The following is a 15,226-nucleotide window of genomic DNA, read 5'->3' as shown; positions in this document are numbered from 1 at the left end:
ATTTCGGGTGTATGTCCCGACCGTCCGAATTTCTGAATTGTTATTGACATCACATCCCCGTTCGAACACACTGGTCGAACATTCACTGAGTTGAAGTTGGCGTCAGGTTCTAAAACGTCGTGCAAGTCCGTACGTAGACCTACTCGAGGAGTGATCGGATGACTACATCTGCGGTGCAGCCGGGTACCGACGCGGAAGCGCAACGCAAGCGCAGGCATCGAAAACTCCTGGCAGCGGGACTCTTCGGTAGCTCGATCGAGTGGTATGACTTCTTCCTCTACGGCACCGCCGCTGCCCTCGTCTTTCCTCAGGTCTTCTTTCCCGAGCAATCGCCGCTCATAGCAACACTGCTCTCGTTCAGTACCTTCTGGGCAGGCTTCGTCGCCCGGCCGATCGGCGGAATCGTGGCGGGGCACTACGGTGACAAGTACGGTCGCAAGCCGGCCGTGGTCGTCAGCCTACTGGCCATGGGTCTCGCGACGTTCCTGATCGGTTTGCTGCCGGGCGCAGCGTCAATCGGCGTTGCTGCACCGATAATCCTGGTCTTCCTCCGTTTCGTTCAAGGTCTCGCCTGCGGCGGCCAGTGGGGCGGAATCGTCCTGCTGCTCACCGAGTCGTCAGGCCCGAAGCGCCGTGGGTTCTCAGGGACATTCGGGCAAATGGGTGTCCCGTTCGGCGTCGTGCTCGGGAATGCGGTGCTACTCGGTGCCACCGGGGCACTGTCGAACGAGGCCTTCCTCAGCTGGGGCTGGCGAGTCCCCTTCTTGGCGAGCGCGCTCCTGTTCCCGATCGTGCTCTACATCCACAACAAGGTCGAGGACACCCCTGAGTTCCGTGAACTCCAGGAAGAGGCGAAGAAGAAGCGGGAGGCCGTTGTCAACGCGCCTCTGGCACAAGCGATCAGGAACCACTGGCGCACGATTCTGCTTGCATGCGGGTTGCTGGCGGCCACCAACGCACTGTTCTACATCTCCATCGCAGGTGTGCTCGCCTACGGCACAGAGGAACTGGGCATGAGTCGCAACGACATGCTCGCAGTCTCCCTGCTCAGCGCCGGGCTCACCATCGGGGTGGTGCTGTGGTCCGGGCACATCTCCGACAAGATCGGGCGTCGGCCCATGATCCTGATCGGCGCGGCCGCCATCGTGTTGTGGGCGTTCCCGTACTTCATGTTGGTCAATACCACCAATATCGTGCTGTTCTTTGTCGCCGTGACTGTCGGTAGCATTTTCCAGTCCATGACATACGGGCCGGTTGCCGCGTATATCGGCGAGCTGTTCGCACCGAACGTCCGGTATTCGGGGGCGTCGATGTCGTATCAGCTCGCCGCAGTTACGGTGAGCGGTGGTACACCATTCATCATGACCGCGCTGATCGCCGAGACAGGAAGCACCGTCCCCGTTTCGATCTTCATCGCACTGATGGGGCTCGTCACGCTCCTGAGCGCATGGAAGCTTCGTGAGACCAACCCCGCCGAGGTCCGGGGCGACCCGACGGCGATTCCTGGCGCGCACCTTCACTAGAAGTCCGTGGGGTGGTTGACGACCGGCCACCCCACCGGCTTGCACCCGCTTCGAGGTAGAAGCAGATGTAGCATGCGACGGGAGGGGTTGAGGCCACCGTCCGGCGGAGGCCGCAGGGGTACTCGAAAGGCACGCCAGCGCCCATGGAACTGATGATATTCGCTGTCCCCGGACCGGGATCGGTAAGTTACGAACAGCATCTGCGGTTGGCGCAGTCCGCCGAGGAGTTGGGCTACGCGGGCTTCTTCCAAGGCGACCACTATTTGGGTGATGATCCACCGGGGCCGACCGATGCGTGGGTGACGTTGGCCGGGGTCGCCCGCGAGACTTCCACCATCCGGCTCGGGACGCTGTTGACCTCGGCGACCTTCCGCTACCCCGGTCCATTGGCCATCCAGGTCGCCCAGATCGATCAGATGAGCGGCGGACGGGTCGATTTCGGGGTCGGTGCAGGCTGGGTCGAGGTCGAGCATCGCGCGTATGGCATCCCCTATCCCCCGATGAAGGAGCGCTTCGATCGGCTCGAGGAATATCTGGCAGTGATCACCGGTCTATGGCGCACCCCGCTCGGTGAACGATTCAGCTACCACGGCAACTATTTTCGTCTCGAGGGCTCTCCGGCGCTGCCCAAGCCCTATCAGGGGGGCGGTATACCCATCATCACGGGCGGGTGGGGTACCAAGCGCACTCCAGCGATCAGTGCCCGCTATGCCGATGAATTCAATCAACAGCCAGTGCGGACCGAGTCCGGTGACGTGTCCACGGCGCCGACGGCCGGCATCGACACTGCTGCGCAGCAGTTCGAGCGGGTTCGGGAGGCGTGCCGGGCTATAGGCCGTGACCCCTCCGAACTCACGTTCTCCAACACCTTGACCCTGTGCTGTGGGCGATCCGAGCCAGAGATCGCCTCACGCGCCGAACGCATCGGCCGCAGCGTCGATGATTTGCGCGCCCTCGACGGCAGTGGCTCACCCGCCGAACTGGTCGACATGATCGGCCGATGCGCAGAGATCGGGTCCAGCCGCATCTATTTCAGGATCCACGATTTCGACGACCTCGATCACCTCGAGTTGGTGGCCTCGGAAGTGATGCCACAACTGGACAGCTGATCGCAGCCGGTTCGAGGGCGGCGTCAGTCGTCGCTGATCTTCAGCACCAACTTTCCGGTGTTCGCGCCGTCGAACAGCATCGTCAGCGTGCGGCCGAATGCCTCGACCCCTCCGGACTCCACCTGTTCGCGGGTCACGATCTGGCCGGCACGAATCCACTCGGACATTGCCGCCATTCCCTCTGGGAACCGGTCGAGGTAATCGAACACTATGAAGCCCGTCATCGAGGCCCGGTTGATCAGGAGCGAGAGATAGCGCGACGGGCCGGGCTGTGGTTCGGTGGCGTTGTAGCCAGAGATCGCACCACAGAGCGCGATCCGCGCGTTCTTGCGAAGGTGCGCAAGTGCGGCATCGAGAATTTCGCCACCGACGTTGTCGAAGTAGAGGTCTATGCCGTTCGGCGCGGCGGCGTGCAGGGCTTTGCCGACGGATTCGGACTTGTAGTCGATCGCGGCGTCGAATCCCAGCTCGCCGGTGAGCCAGGCACACTTCTGCGCTCCACCGGCGATGCCGATGACCGTAGCGCCTTTCAGCTTGGCGATCTGCCCGGCGATACTCCCGACGGCTCCCGCGGCACCGGAGATGAGTACGGTATCGCCCTTCTCGAGCTTGCCGACATCGGTAAGCCCGAAATACGCTGTCATGCCGGGGAATCCGAGCGCGCCGAGCCACGTCGGTGCCGGTGCGAGCGACTCGTCCGCCGTGACGACATCACGGCCGTTGCTGAGGGCGAACTCCTGGACCCCGAAAGGTCCGGTGACGAGTTGACCGACAGGGAATGCTGGGTTCTGTGACGCGATCACTCGGCCGACCGCATGCGTGCGCATCACCTCGCCGATCTGGACCGGTGGCACGTAGGATTTCACGTCGTTCAGCCATCCCCGCATGGCCGGGTCGAGTGACACGTAGTCCACCTGCACGGTGAACTCGCCGGACGAGGGTTCGGGGATCGGCTCGGAAGTGATCTCCCAGGTGGAGTCGTCGGGCCTGCCGATTGGACGCTTCGCCAGGCGGACCTGTCTATTGGTTGTTGCCACCGTGTTCACCTTTCATGTACTTCGGCAGGCCGTGTGCTATCGCGCAGCGCTGTCCGGTCGATCGAGCGCTTGAGGATTTTGCCGGTCGACCCTTTCGGCAGGGTGTCGACGACCGAAACGATTCGAGGAATCTTGTATGCGGACAGTCTTTCCCGCGCCCACTCCGTGAGTTGTGCGGTGTCGAGTTCTACGCCCGGGGCGGTGGAGACCACGGCGGCGACCTCTTCTCCGTAGTAGTCGTCCGGTACGCCGACGACCGCGGCTTCGACGATGTCGGGGTATGAGTAGAGGACCTCTTCGACTTCGCTGGGGTAGACGTTGTAGCCGCCACGGATGATCAGATCTTTCGCTCGGTCGACGATGCGAAGGTCTCCGTCCGCGTCGGTCTCCCCGAGATCTCCCGTGCGCAGCCAACCCTCAGTGGACAGAGCTTCAGCAGTATCGGAGGGCCGATTCCAGTAGCCCTTCATCACTGTCGCACCCCGGACGAACACCTCGCCGACGGTGCCGGGTGGGCAGGGGACACCGTCGTGGTCCATCACGACGACCTCCGTTCTCGGCACCGCGCGCCCGGTGTAGCCGATCTTCCCGCCGCGGTCGATGTCGTTGAAAGTGCCGAAGGCTGTGGTCTCGGTGAGACCGTATCCCTCGAGGATCGTGCAACCGAATCTCGATTCGAATTCGCGCGCCACCTTGCCCGGCAGAGACGCGCCCCCGGAGATGGCGATGCGAAGGTTCGCGAAGTCCTGCGGGTTCGCACCGTCGGCGGCATGCAGCATCGCATTCCACATCGTCGGCACGCCGGCCATGATCGTGAGCCGGTCGCGGCGCAGCATGTCGAGCATCGCTATCGGATCGAACCGGGCCAGCAGCGACAAAGACCCGCCGCCCGTGAACGTAGCCATCATGACCGAGGCTTGGCCGAACACGTGGAACAGGGGAAGGGCCGTTCCGGTACGGTCCCGGGTCGAGCCGCGACTGCACTCGATCCCGATCTCGCCGCCCGACAGGAAATTTCCCACAGTAAGTTCTGCGCCCTTCGGGCGTCCGGTAGTGCCGGAGGTATAGAGGATGGCTGCGGTTTCGTCGAGTTCCCGGTCGGCGACGGACCCCGGCGCGACCTCCGCAGTCGGGGCGTCGGGTGTCAGGGTCCAGACCGGGACGTCCAGTGATGCAGCGGCATCGCCGACCGCGGGTCCGAGCTCGTGCCAGACGATGGCGAGTGAGACGCCCGCGTCGGTGAGCACGTATTCGATCTCGGGCCGGGTTGACATCGTGTTCACCGGGACGACGACGCAACCGGCAGCCTGGACTCCCATGTACGCGATCACGAACTCGGGGACCGACGGCGCCGCGAGAAGGACTCGGTCGCCGGGGGAAAGGCCTGCGGAAACGAGGGCACCCGAGTAACGGACGGCCGCGGTCAGCAACTGCCGGTAGGTGAGGGTGCTGTCCGCACCACGAAGTGCGATGTTGTCGGGCGTGGTGTCCGAGTGGCGGCGCACCGGGTCGATCACGTTTGCCATGCTGTCAACCTCCGAGTCGAACGCTGATCTGGTTGCTGGGCGGCTCTGGCTACTGGGCGGCCTCCACCACGCGAGAGAGGGACTCGGCCACGACCACGGGTTTGTCGGACCCCTCGCGCTCGACGATCTGGTTCATCGTCACCTGGATTCCGCCGCCGACCTGCTCGGCGGACACAACGGTCGCGCGCATGCGGATGCGTGAGCCGACCGGAACAGGGGATGGGAACCGCACCTTGTTGTAGCCGTAGTTCAGGCCGTGCGCGAATCCGTCGAAACGCAATAGTTGCGAAGACAGAGCCGGGCCGAGAGACAGCGTGTAGAGCCCGTGTGCGATGGTGCCGCCGAGCGGACTCGCGGCGGCGCGCTCGAGATCGACGTGGATCCATTGGTGGTCGTCGGTGGCGTCGGCAAAATCGTTCACCCGTTTCTGGGTGACGTCGTACCAGTCGGTCGGGCCGAGTTCCTTGCCGATCAATGCGGTCAGTTCCTCGAAGCTGGAAGGACGGACGGGCAAAGTGGTGGCGTCGATCATCTGTCTCCCTAGTTTCCGGTGGAGCATGGCAGGGGTTGTGTTGCGCTGAATTGCGCTACCGCTGGTAGGGCTTTCGCACTTGAACTTGACGACGGATTCAACTATACAAAAGGGAGATGCTAATCACAATGCTCGAAGGATGAGAGGAAATCTCGTGAAGGTTGCAGGGAGGGTCGCCATCGTCACTGGCGGAGGTGGCGGTATCGGCGGAGCGATCGCGGAACGTCTCGCCGAAAACGGCGCGAAGGTGATGGTCGCCGATCTCGACCCGAATGCTGCCGCGTCAGTTGCCGACGGAATCAACGCCCGGTACCCGGGATCTGCTCTCGCCGAAGGCGCCGATGTCGCGAATGTCGATCATATTCGGCGCATCATCGAGCACGCGGAGGCCGAATTCGGCTGTGTCGATTTGTACTTTGCCAATGCAGGTGTCGGCGGTGCGCTCGGACTGGAGGCGAGCGATGCCGACTGGGATCACGTCCTCGACGTCAATGTTCGCGCCCATATCCGGGCGGCGCAGCAGTTGGTCCCGAAGTGGCTCGAGCGTGGCGAGGGCTATTTCGTCACGACGGCGTCCGCCGCGGGTCTGCTCACTCAGATCGGTTCGGCGACGTACTCGGTGACCAAGCACGCGGCCGTCGGGTTCGCCGAGTGGCTGTCGGTCACCTACGGCGACCAGGGGATCGGCGTGAGTTGCCTGTGTCCTATGGGAGTGGACACCGCGATGCTCTACGCGGGCCGGGATTCAGGCGACCCGCGGGGCGTGGCAGCAACGCAGGCGGTCACGTCGGCGGGGGAGGTGCTCCAACCCGCCCAGGTGGCCGACGTCGTGCTCGATGCAGTCGAACGGGAAGCCTTCCTGATTCTTCCGCACGAGCAGGTCCTCGCGATGTTTCAGCAAAAGGGTGCCGACTATGACCGGTGGATTCGGGGAATGCGCCGCTACCAGGGTGCCCTGCTGGGACAGGGGTGACGTGCGAGACGACGCACACGCCACGAACACCGAGTCATTGTCCCGAGCGGAAGGCCTGATGTCGCGGGTTTTCCGCGCACCCGATTTCGTCGAGGGTAGTTGCGGCAACCTCGACGAGCGCACGTCAAATTCTGTCTCACCAACAGTCAGGAGTTCCCATGTCCCTGTTTGACATCTCGGACCGCGCTCGGCAGTACCAGACGGATCTGCTCGAGTTCATGGACACGCACGTGTACCCGGCCGAGGCGGTGTACGACGAGCAGATGCGTGAGTCGGGTGATCCGCATTTCCAGCCGCCGATCCTCGAGGAACTCAAGGCGGAGGCGCGTCGTCGGGGGTTGTGGAACCTGTTTCACCCACATCCCGACTCCGGTCCGGGGCTGACGAATCTCGAGTATGCGCCGTTGGCGGAGATCATGGGCCGCAGCTTCATTGCGTCGGAGGCCTGTAATTGCAACGCCCCGGACACCGGCAATATGGAGGTGCTCGAGTTGTTCGGCACCGAGGAGCACAAGGAGAAGTACCTGAAGCCGCTGCTCGAAGGGACGATGGCGTCGGCGTTCGCGATGACCGAGCCCGCGGTAGCGAGTTCCGACGCCACGAACGTGGAATTGTCGATGGTTCGCGACGGCGACGAATACGTGCTGAACGGCCGGAAGTGGTTCGCGTCGAATGCATTGCACAAGAACTGCAAGGTCATGATCGTCATGGGCAAGACCGATCCCTCTGCGCCCGTGCATCGGCAGCAGTCGATGATGGTCGTTCCGATCGATGCTCCGGGCGTGACGGTGATGCGCGGTCTTCCGGTGTTCGGCTACCAGGACCGAGAGGGACACGCCGAGATCGACTTCGCCGACGTGCGCGTGCCTGTGAAGGACGTGTTGAAGGGGGAGGGCGAGGGATTCGCGATCTCCCAGGCACGGTTGGGTCCCGGTCGTATCCACCACTGCATGCGGGCGATCGGGATGGCCGAGCGGACATTGGAATTGATGTGCCGGCGCGCGTCTTCGCGGGTGACATTCGGGAAGCCGGTCAGTGAGAACGCCAATATCCAGGACTGGATCGCGGAGGCCCGCATTGAGATCGAGATGATCCGGTTGCTGACGCTGAAAGCAGCGCACCTGATGGATACGGTGGGCAACAAGGAGGCGCGGATGGAAATCGCGGCGATCAAGGTGGCGGCGCCGAACATCGCGCTCAAGATCATCGACCGTGCCATTCAGGTGCACGGCGGGGCGGGAGTGACCGACGACTTCCCGCTGGCCATGGCCTATGCGCACATGCGAACGCTGCGGTTGGCGGACGGTCCCGACGAGGTTCACAAGCGAGCCATTGCCAAGCAGGAACTACGCAAGTACCGCGACGTCGCTGCCGCTGCGTCGACCGACGGGCACAAGGTTGCGGTGAGCTGATATGGCCGGACTCGACCTGGCCGGGCGCACCGCGATTGTCACCGGTGCGTCTCGGGGCATCGGTCTTGCCGTGGCGAAAGCCATCGCGGCCGCCGGTGGCAACGTGGTGCTCACCTCTCGGTCCCAGGAATCTGCCGACGCCGCCGCAGCCCAGGTCGAGGGGAATGCGATCGGGGTCGGCGCCCATGCGGTCGACGAAGACGCCGCGCGGCGCTGCGTCGACCTCACCCTCGAGCGCTTCGGGAGTCTGGACATCTTGGTCAACAACGCGGGCACCAACCCCGCGTTCGGTCCGGTGATCGATCAGGACCACGCGCGATTCGCCAAGACCTTCGACGTGAATCTGTGGGCCCCGGTGCTGTGGACGGGGCTGGCAACGCGGGCCTGGATGGGTGAGCATGGTGGAGCAGTGGTCAATACAGCATCCATCGGCGGCATGGCTCACGAGGCACATATCGGCCTGTACAACGCGTCCAAGGCCGCGCTCATCCATGTGACAAGGCAACTGGCGATGGAACTCTCGCCCAAGGTTCGTGTGAATGCCGTGGCACCGGGCGTCGTGCGGACGAGGCTCGCCGAAGCCCTGTGGCGCGACCACGAGCAGGCCGTGGCGGCGTCGACGGCCTTGGGGCGAATCGGGGAACCCGAGGACGTCGCTGCGGCGGTCGCTTTCCTGGTGTCCGACGCCGCGAGTTGGGTAACCGGCGAAACGATGACGATCGACGGTGGTCAACTACTCGGCAACGTGCACCCGTTCAGACAGGGAGCAGATCTCGGTGTCTAGCGCCGACGTGGTCGGGCTCGACACCGATGCGGTGAGCCGCTGGTTCGGCACCCTCGGCGTCGACCGCGTGGGCACGCTGACATTCGACCGGATCGGCCTCGGCCAATCCAACCTCACCTATCTGGTACAGGATCAGGGCGGTCGGCGGTGGGTGCTCAGGCGCCCACCGTTCGGGCACCTACTCGCGTCGGCACACGACGTCGCCCGGGAGGCCCGTATCCTGTCCGCGCTCGAAGGCACTGGTGTTCCAACCCCCCGCGTCTTCGGGCTCACCGACGACCCCGAGGTGACCGACGTTCCGCTCCTGCTGATGGAGTTCGTCGACGGCCAGGTGGTGGATCGGATGTCCGTCGCCGAGTCGCTGACACCGGATCGGCGCAGGGCGATCGGCCTTTCCTTACCGGACACCCTCGTGAAGATCCATGCCGTCGATCTCGAGCAGACGGGGCTGATCGATCTGGCCAGCCACAAACCGTATGCCCGGCGTCAGCTCAAGAGGTGGTCGGGCCAGTGGGAGATGTCGAAGACCCGTGAACTGCCCGCTCTCGACGACCTGACGCGCCGACTCGGTGATTCGGTGCCCGAGCAGCGGGAACTCACGCTGGTGCACGGGGACTTTCATCTCAGGAATGTGATCACCTCGGCCGACACGGGCGAGGTTGTCGCGGCACTGGATTGGGAACTGTGCACTCTGGGCGATCCGCTCGCCGACCTCGGGAGCCTGCTTGCATACTGGCCCGAGCCAGGCGAGAAGACCGGCGGCGATTTCCCCGCATCGACCCTCGAGGGCTTCCCGAGCCGGGAGGAGATCGCCGAGGTCTATCTCGACGCCACCGGACGTGACCCGAAGGTACTAGGGTTCTGGCATGTCCTTGGACTGTGGAAGCTCGCGGTCATTGCAGAAGGCGTGATGCGCAGGGCACAGGACGAACCACAGAACCGGGCGGCGGCAGGTACACCGACCGCTGATCGTATCGACGAAATCGTGGCCAAGGCGTGCGACATCGCCGCCCAGGCCGGAATCTGAACACCACATACTGCCCAGGGAGGGCCACATGACCAGAACGGCAATTGTCACCGGAGCGGCTCGCGGAATCGGCGCTGCGGTAGCCAAACAGTTGGCTGCGGACGGGTACGCGGTAGCCGTGCTCGACCTCGACGAGTCTTCCTGCGGTGCAACGGTCGATGCGATCACCTCTGCTGGTGGTCGGGCGCTGGCAGTCGGCGCGAATGTTGCCGACGAGGCATCCGTCACGGCGGCAGTCGAGCGGGTGGCGAAGGAACTCGGTGCCCCGACGATCCTGATCAACAATGCCGGAATCACCCGCGACAATCTGTTGTTCAAGATGACCGTCGAAGACTGGGACGCCGTCATGAACGTGCACTTGCGCGGCGCCTTCCTGATGTCGCGGGCCGTGCAGCAACACATGGTGGAGGCCAAATACGGCCGCATCGTCAACCTGTCGAGCACGTCCGCTCTCGGCAATCGTGGCCAGGTCAACTATTCCGCCGCGAAGGCCGGTATGCAGGGCTTCACCAAGACGCTGGCGTTGGAGCTGGGCAAGTTCGGTGTGACCGCCAACGCGATTGCGCCCGGCTTCATCGAGACCGAGATGACCGTCGCTACCGCCGAACGTATCGGAGTGGGCTTCGAGGATTTCAAGAAGGCGGCCGCCGCACAGATTCCGGTCAACCGTGTCGGACAGCCCGAGGACATTGCTGCGACAGCGTCGTTCCTGGCAAGTGAGGGCGCGGGATTCGTGTCCGGTCAAGTGATCTACGTGGCCGGTGGACCGAAGGACTGACAACGATCATGACCACGGACGAACAGACAATCGCGCGAGATCTGAGCGCGCGCGTCGCTGCTCTTGTCGAGCAGAACGACCTCTCCGATGCCACACAGTTCCTCGGCGCCCGATTCGATGCCGGTCTGGCGTGGGTCCACTTCCAGCCGGGTCTTGGAGGTCTCGGTCTTCCGCGAAGCTTCCAGGCGCGCGTCGACGCCGAACTGGAGGCGGCGGGCGCGCCGGGACCTGCCAAGGACCGCAACGGAATCGGGCTCGGCATGGCCGCACCTACCATTGCCGCCTTCGGGACCGCGGAGCAGCGGGAGAAGTACCTGCGCCCGCTTTATACAGGCGAGCACATCTACTGCCAACTGTTCAGCGAGCCGGGGGCGGGCTCCGATCTCGCCGCCGTCGCGACACGTGCCGTTCGAGACGGTGACACCTGGATCGTCAACGGGCAGAAGGTGTGGACGTCGGGGGCGCAGAACGCGCAGATGGCCATCCTGGTGGCGCGGACGGATCCGTCTGTGCCCAAGCACGCAGGGCTCACGTACTTTCTGTGCGACATGAGCGATGCCGGCATCGATGTTCGGCCACTGCGCCAGATCACCGGTGAGGCCGAGTTCAACGAAGTGTTCCTGGCTGATGTGCGCATCCCCGACTCGAATCGGCTCGGCGACGAGGGGCAGGGGTGGCAAGTGGCTACCGCAACCCTCAACAGCGAGCGGGTGGCAATCGGTGGTGTCGCTGCTGCTCGTGAGAGCGGCATGATCGGATTGGTCGCTCGAACGTGGCGGGAGCGCCCCGAGCTACGTGATGATGCGATGCACGACGACCTGCTCCACCTGTGGGTCGAGGCAGAAGTCGCCCGATTGACCGGCGAACGCCTGCGGCAACAACTAGAGGCCGGCCATCCGGGCCCGGAGGGATCTGCCATGAAGCTGGCTTTCGCCCGGCTGGCGCAGACCGTCTCGGGCTTCGAAATCGAACTCAACGGAGAGGCGGGACTGCGGTACGACGACTGGACCATGCGCCGACCGGACAAGGTCGACTTCACCGGACGCGAACCGGGATACCGGTATCTGCGTGCCAAGGGCAACTCGATCGAGGGCGGAACGTCCGAGATCCTGCGCAATGTGATCGCAGAACGCGTTCTCGGCCTTCCCCCGGAGCACCGCGTCGACAAGAACATCGCCTGGAAGGACCTGCCTCGATGAGCACCGCAGACCTGCTCTACTCCGACACGGAGGATGCCCTGCGCGACAGCGTCCGCCGGCTGCTCGCCGATCGCTGCCCACCGGAGTCGGTCGCGGCGATGTACGACCAGGCTCCCGCCGACTTCACAGCGGTGTGGAAGGCCCTTGCCGTCGATCTCGGACTTGCCGGCTTGCTCGTGCCCGAGACGCTCGGCGGCGCGGGTGCCAGTGCGCGCGAGGCGGCGGTGGTCATGGAGGAGATCGGACGAGCTGCGGCGCCCGTCCCGTACCTGTCCAGCGCGGTACTCGCCACCGTGGCACTGCTGAAGGCAGGGGACGAGCAGACGGTCGGAGCGCTCGCAGACGGAACGACCACCGGTGCGCTGGCGGTCGGACTCGCGACCGCACCGGGCCGGTTCGCGCCGAGCGTGCGCCTCGATGCAGGCACACTCGTGGGAACCGTGACCAGCGTCGCGGGCGCCTCGGCAGCCGACGTCCTGATCGTGCCGGTCGAGGGATCCGAAGGGCTCGAACTCCACGTCGTCAGCGCGGGTGCCGCCGGCGTCACCGTGGCTCCGGTGCTCTCGCTCGACATGACCCGACCGCTTTCGGATGTCACCTTCGACGGAGTGGCGTCTACCCGCGTCGACGAGGGCACGGCAGCCGAGGCGGTGCGCTCCGCTCTCGGCACAGGCGCCGCACTTCTCGCGTCCGAACAGCTCGGAATCGCGAAATGGTGCTTCGAGACGACGCTCGCTTATGTCAAGGAACGCAAGCAGTTCGGGCGTGCGGTCGGTTCTTTCCAGGCGATCAAGCACCGTATCGCCGATCTCTGGCTCGAGGTCACATCTGCCACGGCGGCGGCCAGATACGCCGCGGACACTTCGGCCCGGGGTGACTCGGACGCAGAGATCGCAGCCGCCCTCGCGCAGGCATACTGCAGCGATGTCGCCGTCCACGCCGCCGAGGAGTGCATCCAACTGCACGCCGGGATCGGCATGACGTGGGAGTACCCGGCGCACCTGTACCTCAAGAGGGCGAAGAGCGACCAGCTTGCGTTTGGAACCCCCTACCGCCACCGGGCACATCTGGCCACCCTGATCGACCTGCCTGCATGACCCATCCCGGCACCGACTTCCCGAAACGAACTTCAAGGAGACAACGATGAAGGCCTGGCGCATCAACGAACTCGGCCAACCGCGCACGGCGCTCGAGCTCGAGGACGTCGAGGATCCGACTGCCGGTCCAGGCGAGATCCTGGTGAAGGTCCTGGCGACGCCCGCGAACTTCCCGGACGTCCTGCTGTGCCGGGGCGAGTACCAGATCAAGCCTCCGCTGCCGTTCACGCCCGGAGTCGAGTTGTGCGGTCGGGTTCTGGCAGTCGGGGACGGCGTGACCCGCGTCGCGGTCGGCGACCGGGTGATCGGCAGTCCCAATCTCCCCGCCGGTGGGTTCGCGGAGATGGCCGTGATGAGCGAGTCCAACGCGTTCGCCGCCCCGGCCGCGCTCGACGACGCCGAGGCGTCCGCACTCACCATCGGCTATCAGACGAGTTGGTTCGCTCTGCACCGACGAACCCAATTGAAGCCGGGCGAGACACTGCTCGTGCATGCTGCCGCTGGAGGAGTCGGTAGTGCCGCAGTACAACTGGGTAAGGCTGCCGGGGCGAAGGTGATCGGCGTCGTCGGAGGTGCCGAGAAGGTCGATTACTGTCGCCGGCTCGGAGCCGACCTGGTGATCGACCGGCACACAGACGATTTCGTGCCGTTGGTCAAGGAGTTCACCGGTGGTCGTGGGGCGGACGTAGTCTACGACCCGGTCGGCGGCGACGCCTACACGAAGTCCACCAAGTGCATCGCTTTCGAGGGCCGCATCCTGATCATCGGCTTCGCGGGCGGCACCATTCCGACACCGGGGCTCAACCACGCGTTGATCAAGAACTATTCGATTATCGGGCTTCACTGGGGCCTGTACAACGCGTACAACCCGCAGGCGATCGCTGACTGTCACGAAGAACTGACCCGGCTTGCAGAATCCGGTGCGATCAAACCGCTCATCAGCGAGCGACTCTCGCTCGCCGATGTGGCCGACGGCATAGGCCGCCTCGGCGACGGCAGCACCGTCGGTCGCGTGGTATTCCAACCCTGAAGGGAGTGCATATGAGCGCGGGTTCGCTATTCGATGTCACCGGTAAGACGGTGGTGGTTACGGGCGGTTCGCGCGGGATCGGCCGGATGATCGCGGAGGGATTCGTGCAGGCTGGCGCTACGGTGATCATCTCGTCGCGCAAGGCGGACGCCTGCGCGGACACGGCTACGGAGTTGTCTGCAAGGGGACCGGGGGCGTGCCTCGCCCATCCTGCAGACCTGTCCACTGCGGAGGGGGTCGACAGCCTCGCTGCCCGAGTGGCGGAGGTGGCCCCGATACTGAACGTGCTTGTGAACAACGCGGGCGCGACGTGGGGCGCGCCGATCGACGAATTCCCCGACTCCGCGTTCGACAAGATCTTCGACATCAACGTCAAGGGCGTGTTCAGCCTGACGCAGAAGCTGCTGCCGAGGCTGCGGGCGGCGGGGACCGATGTTGATCCGGCTCGGGTGATCAACATCGGTTCGATCGACGGAATCGTGTTGTCACGCACAGACAACTTCTCGTACGGAGCCAGCAAGGCGGCAGTCCACATGCTCACCCGCAAGATGGCCGCGACACTGGCTCCGCAGCGTGTCACCGTCAACGCTATTGCGCCCGGACCCTTTCCGAGCAAGATGATGGCCTACTTCCTCGACGATCCGGAGCGACGGAAAGCGGTCGAGAGTGCGGTTCCGCTCGGGCGGGTGGGTACACCCGAAGACGTGGCGGGCACCGCGATCTTCCTGTCCTCGCGTGCCGGCGCCTACCTCACCGGCACCGTCATCCCCGTGGACGGCGGGAGCGCGGGGACACGCTGAGCAACTACGTTCAGCTGCTCGGAACGGAAGTGGAGCGGCGTCTTCCGAAGACAGCCGCACCGAATATTCGTATACGGCCAGTAAGGCGTCTCTGGAGATGCTGACCCGAAAGTTGGCGAAGCAATTGGCTACGGACCGCATAACTGTGAATATGATTGCTCCTGGGCCATTTCCGACGGAGATGCAATCGTTCATCATGAACGACGTGCAGATACGGAAGAACGCGCTCGAGAGAATTCCGCTGAGTCGATTCGGTACGGAGGAGGACGCCGTAGGAGCGGCCGTGTACCTGTCATCTCGAGCAGGGGCTTGCCTGACTGGTGCCGTGATTCCATTGGACGGCGGCATCACGGGTACGCGGTGAGAGCCGCGCGAGTTTCAGAAGGGGGTCTAATTGCT

General features: G+C 64.3%; 15 protein-coding genes. 12 read left to right on the top strand and 3 right to left on the bottom strand.

Annotated elements, in window-relative coordinates; genetic code table 11:
• Positions 1 to 158 precede the first annotated feature (158 nt).
• Together BFN03_RS11370 and BFN03_RS11365 are read left to right on the top strand one after the other, a co-directional pair.
• The gene (locus BFN03_RS11370) at positions 159 to 1,523 is read left to right on the top strand and encodes an MFS transporter (protein WP_070379091.1); all 1,365 of its coding nucleotides are present in this window, start codon (positions 159 to 161) and stop codon (positions 1,521 to 1,523) included.
• 143 nt (positions 1,524 to 1,666) lie between these two features.
• Positions 1,667 to 2,632, top strand: a complete 966-nt coding sequence (locus BFN03_RS11365; protein ID WP_070379090.1) for a TIGR03560 family F420-dependent LLM class oxidoreductase — start codon at positions 1,667 to 1,669, stop codon at positions 2,630 to 2,632.
• A 23-nt stretch (positions 2,633 to 2,655) separates the two neighbouring features.
• Here the strand turns inward: BFN03_RS11365 and BFN03_RS11360 are convergent, their stop codons facing one another.
• The 3 genes from BFN03_RS11360 to BFN03_RS11350 are packed head-to-tail and all read right to left on the bottom strand — an operon-like array spanning position 2,656 to position 5,727.
• Positions 2,656 to 3,669, bottom strand: coding sequence for an NADP-dependent oxidoreductase (locus tag BFN03_RS11360; RefSeq protein WP_070380839.1), 1,014 nt, complete (start codon positions 3,667 to 3,669; stop codon positions 2,656 to 2,658).
• 5 nt (positions 3,670 to 3,674) lie between these two features.
• Positions 3,675 to 5,195: an AMP-binding protein gene (locus tag BFN03_RS11355; protein ID WP_070379089.1), complete on the bottom strand. Its 1,521-nt coding sequence runs from the start codon at positions 5,193 to 5,195 to the stop codon at positions 3,675 to 3,677.
• Between the two features lie 49 nt (positions 5,196 to 5,244).
• The gene (locus tag BFN03_RS11350) at positions 5,245 to 5,727 is read right to left on the bottom strand and encodes a MaoC family dehydratase (protein WP_070379088.1); all 483 of its coding nucleotides are present in this window, start codon (positions 5,725 to 5,727) and stop codon (positions 5,245 to 5,247) included.
• A 154-nt stretch (positions 5,728 to 5,881) separates the two neighbouring features.
• On the opposite strand from BFN03_RS11350, the gene BFN03_RS11345 reads away from it, so the two are divergent.
• The 10 genes from BFN03_RS11345 (at position 5,882) to BFN03_RS20920 (ending at position 15,191) form a co-directional block, all read left to right on the top strand.
• Positions 5,882 to 6,700: an SDR family oxidoreductase gene (locus tag BFN03_RS11345; RefSeq protein ID WP_070380838.1), complete on the top strand. Its 819-nt coding sequence runs from the start codon at positions 5,882 to 5,884 to the stop codon at positions 6,698 to 6,700.
• A 158-nt stretch (positions 6,701 to 6,858) separates the two neighbouring features.
• Positions 6,859 to 8,112, top strand: coding sequence for an acyl-CoA dehydrogenase family protein (locus BFN03_RS11340; protein ID WP_070379087.1), 1,254 nt, complete (start codon positions 6,859 to 6,861; stop codon positions 8,110 to 8,112).
• Position 8,113: 1 nt separating this feature from the next.
• A complete protein-coding gene (locus BFN03_RS11335; protein ID WP_070379086.1) occupies positions 8,114 to 8,896 on the top strand; it encodes an SDR family oxidoreductase in 783 nt (260 codons plus the stop codon).
• Positions 8,889 to 9,923, top strand: coding sequence for a phosphotransferase family protein (locus BFN03_RS11330; RefSeq protein ID WP_070379085.1), 1,035 nt, complete (start codon positions 8,889 to 8,891; stop codon positions 9,921 to 9,923). Before BFN03_RS11335 ends, BFN03_RS11330 begins: the two co-directional genes overlap by 8 nt.
• A 28-nt stretch (positions 9,924 to 9,951) precedes the next feature.
• A complete protein-coding gene (gene fabG, locus BFN03_RS11325) occupies positions 9,952 to 10,701 on the top strand; it encodes a 3-oxoacyl-ACP reductase FabG (protein WP_070379084.1) in 750 nt (249 codons plus the stop codon).
• Positions 10,702 to 10,709: 8 nt separating this feature from the next.
• Positions 10,710 to 11,900 carry an acyl-CoA dehydrogenase family protein gene (locus BFN03_RS11320; RefSeq protein ID WP_070379083.1) on the top strand — a complete coding sequence of 397 codons (1,191 nt, stop codon included), beginning with the start codon at positions 10,710 to 10,712 and terminating at the stop codon, positions 11,898 to 11,900.
• Entirely contained in the window at positions 11,897 to 12,997 is a 1,101-nt protein-coding gene (locus BFN03_RS11315) for an acyl-CoA dehydrogenase family protein (RefSeq protein WP_070379082.1), read from the top strand. Before BFN03_RS11320 ends, BFN03_RS11315 begins: the two co-directional genes overlap by 4 nt.
• Positions 12,998 to 13,043: 46 nt before the next feature.
• Positions 13,044 to 14,027: an NADPH:quinone oxidoreductase family protein gene (locus BFN03_RS11310; protein ID WP_070379081.1), complete on the top strand. Its 984-nt coding sequence runs from the start codon at positions 13,044 to 13,046 to the stop codon at positions 14,025 to 14,027.
• A gap of 11 nt (positions 14,028 to 14,038) precedes the next feature.
• Positions 14,039 to 14,827 (top strand): SDR family oxidoreductase, encoded by a 789-nt coding sequence (locus BFN03_RS11305; RefSeq protein WP_070379080.1) that lies wholly within the window; start codon positions 14,039 to 14,041, stop codon positions 14,825 to 14,827.
• Entirely contained in the window at positions 14,763 to 15,191 is a 429-nt protein-coding gene (locus BFN03_RS20920) for an SDR family oxidoreductase (protein WP_084385594.1), read from the top strand. The genes BFN03_RS11305 and BFN03_RS20920 overlap by 65 nt, the downstream gene beginning before the upstream one ends.
• Positions 15,192 to 15,226: the final 35 nt, after the last annotated feature.

It is taken from the genome of Rhodococcus sp. WMMA185 (genome assembly GCF_001767395.1).
Classification (GTDB): domain Bacteria; phylum Actinomycetota; class Actinomycetes; order Mycobacteriales; family Mycobacteriaceae; genus Rhodococcus_F.
This window is presented reverse-complemented; position numbering and strand designations above follow the sequence as displayed.

Coding starts and splice junctions, on each gene's coding strand:
- BFN03_RS11370 (WP_070379091.1), top strand. CDS start 159: ATGACTACATCTGCGGTGCAGCCGGGTACCGACGCGGAAGCGCAACGC.
- BFN03_RS11365 (WP_070379090.1), top strand. CDS start 1,667: ATGGAACTGATGATATTCGCTGTCCCCGGACCGGGATCGGTAAGTTAC.
- BFN03_RS11355 (WP_070379089.1), bottom strand. CDS start 5,195: ATGGCAAACGTGATCGACCCGGTGCGCCGCCACTCGGACACCACGCCC.
- BFN03_RS11350 (WP_070379088.1), bottom strand. CDS start 5,727: ATGATCGACGCCACCACTTTGCCCGTCCGTCCTTCCAGCTTCGAGGAA.
- BFN03_RS11340 (WP_070379087.1), top strand. CDS start 6,859: ATGTCCCTGTTTGACATCTCGGACCGCGCTCGGCAGTACCAGACGGAT.
- BFN03_RS11335 (WP_070379086.1), top strand. CDS start 8,114: ATGGCCGGACTCGACCTGGCCGGGCGCACCGCGATTGTCACCGGTGCG.
- fabG (WP_070379084.1), top strand. CDS start 9,952: ATGACCAGAACGGCAATTGTCACCGGAGCGGCTCGCGGAATCGGCGCT.
- BFN03_RS11320 (WP_070379083.1), top strand. CDS start 10,710: ATGACCACGGACGAACAGACAATCGCGCGAGATCTGAGCGCGCGCGTC.
- BFN03_RS11315 (WP_070379082.1), top strand. CDS start 11,897: ATGAGCACCGCAGACCTGCTCTACTCCGACACGGAGGATGCCCTGCGC.
- BFN03_RS11310 (WP_070379081.1), top strand. CDS start 13,044: ATGAAGGCCTGGCGCATCAACGAACTCGGCCAACCGCGCACGGCGCTC.
- BFN03_RS11305 (WP_070379080.1), top strand. CDS start 14,039: ATGAGCGCGGGTTCGCTATTCGATGTCACCGGTAAGACGGTGGTGGTT.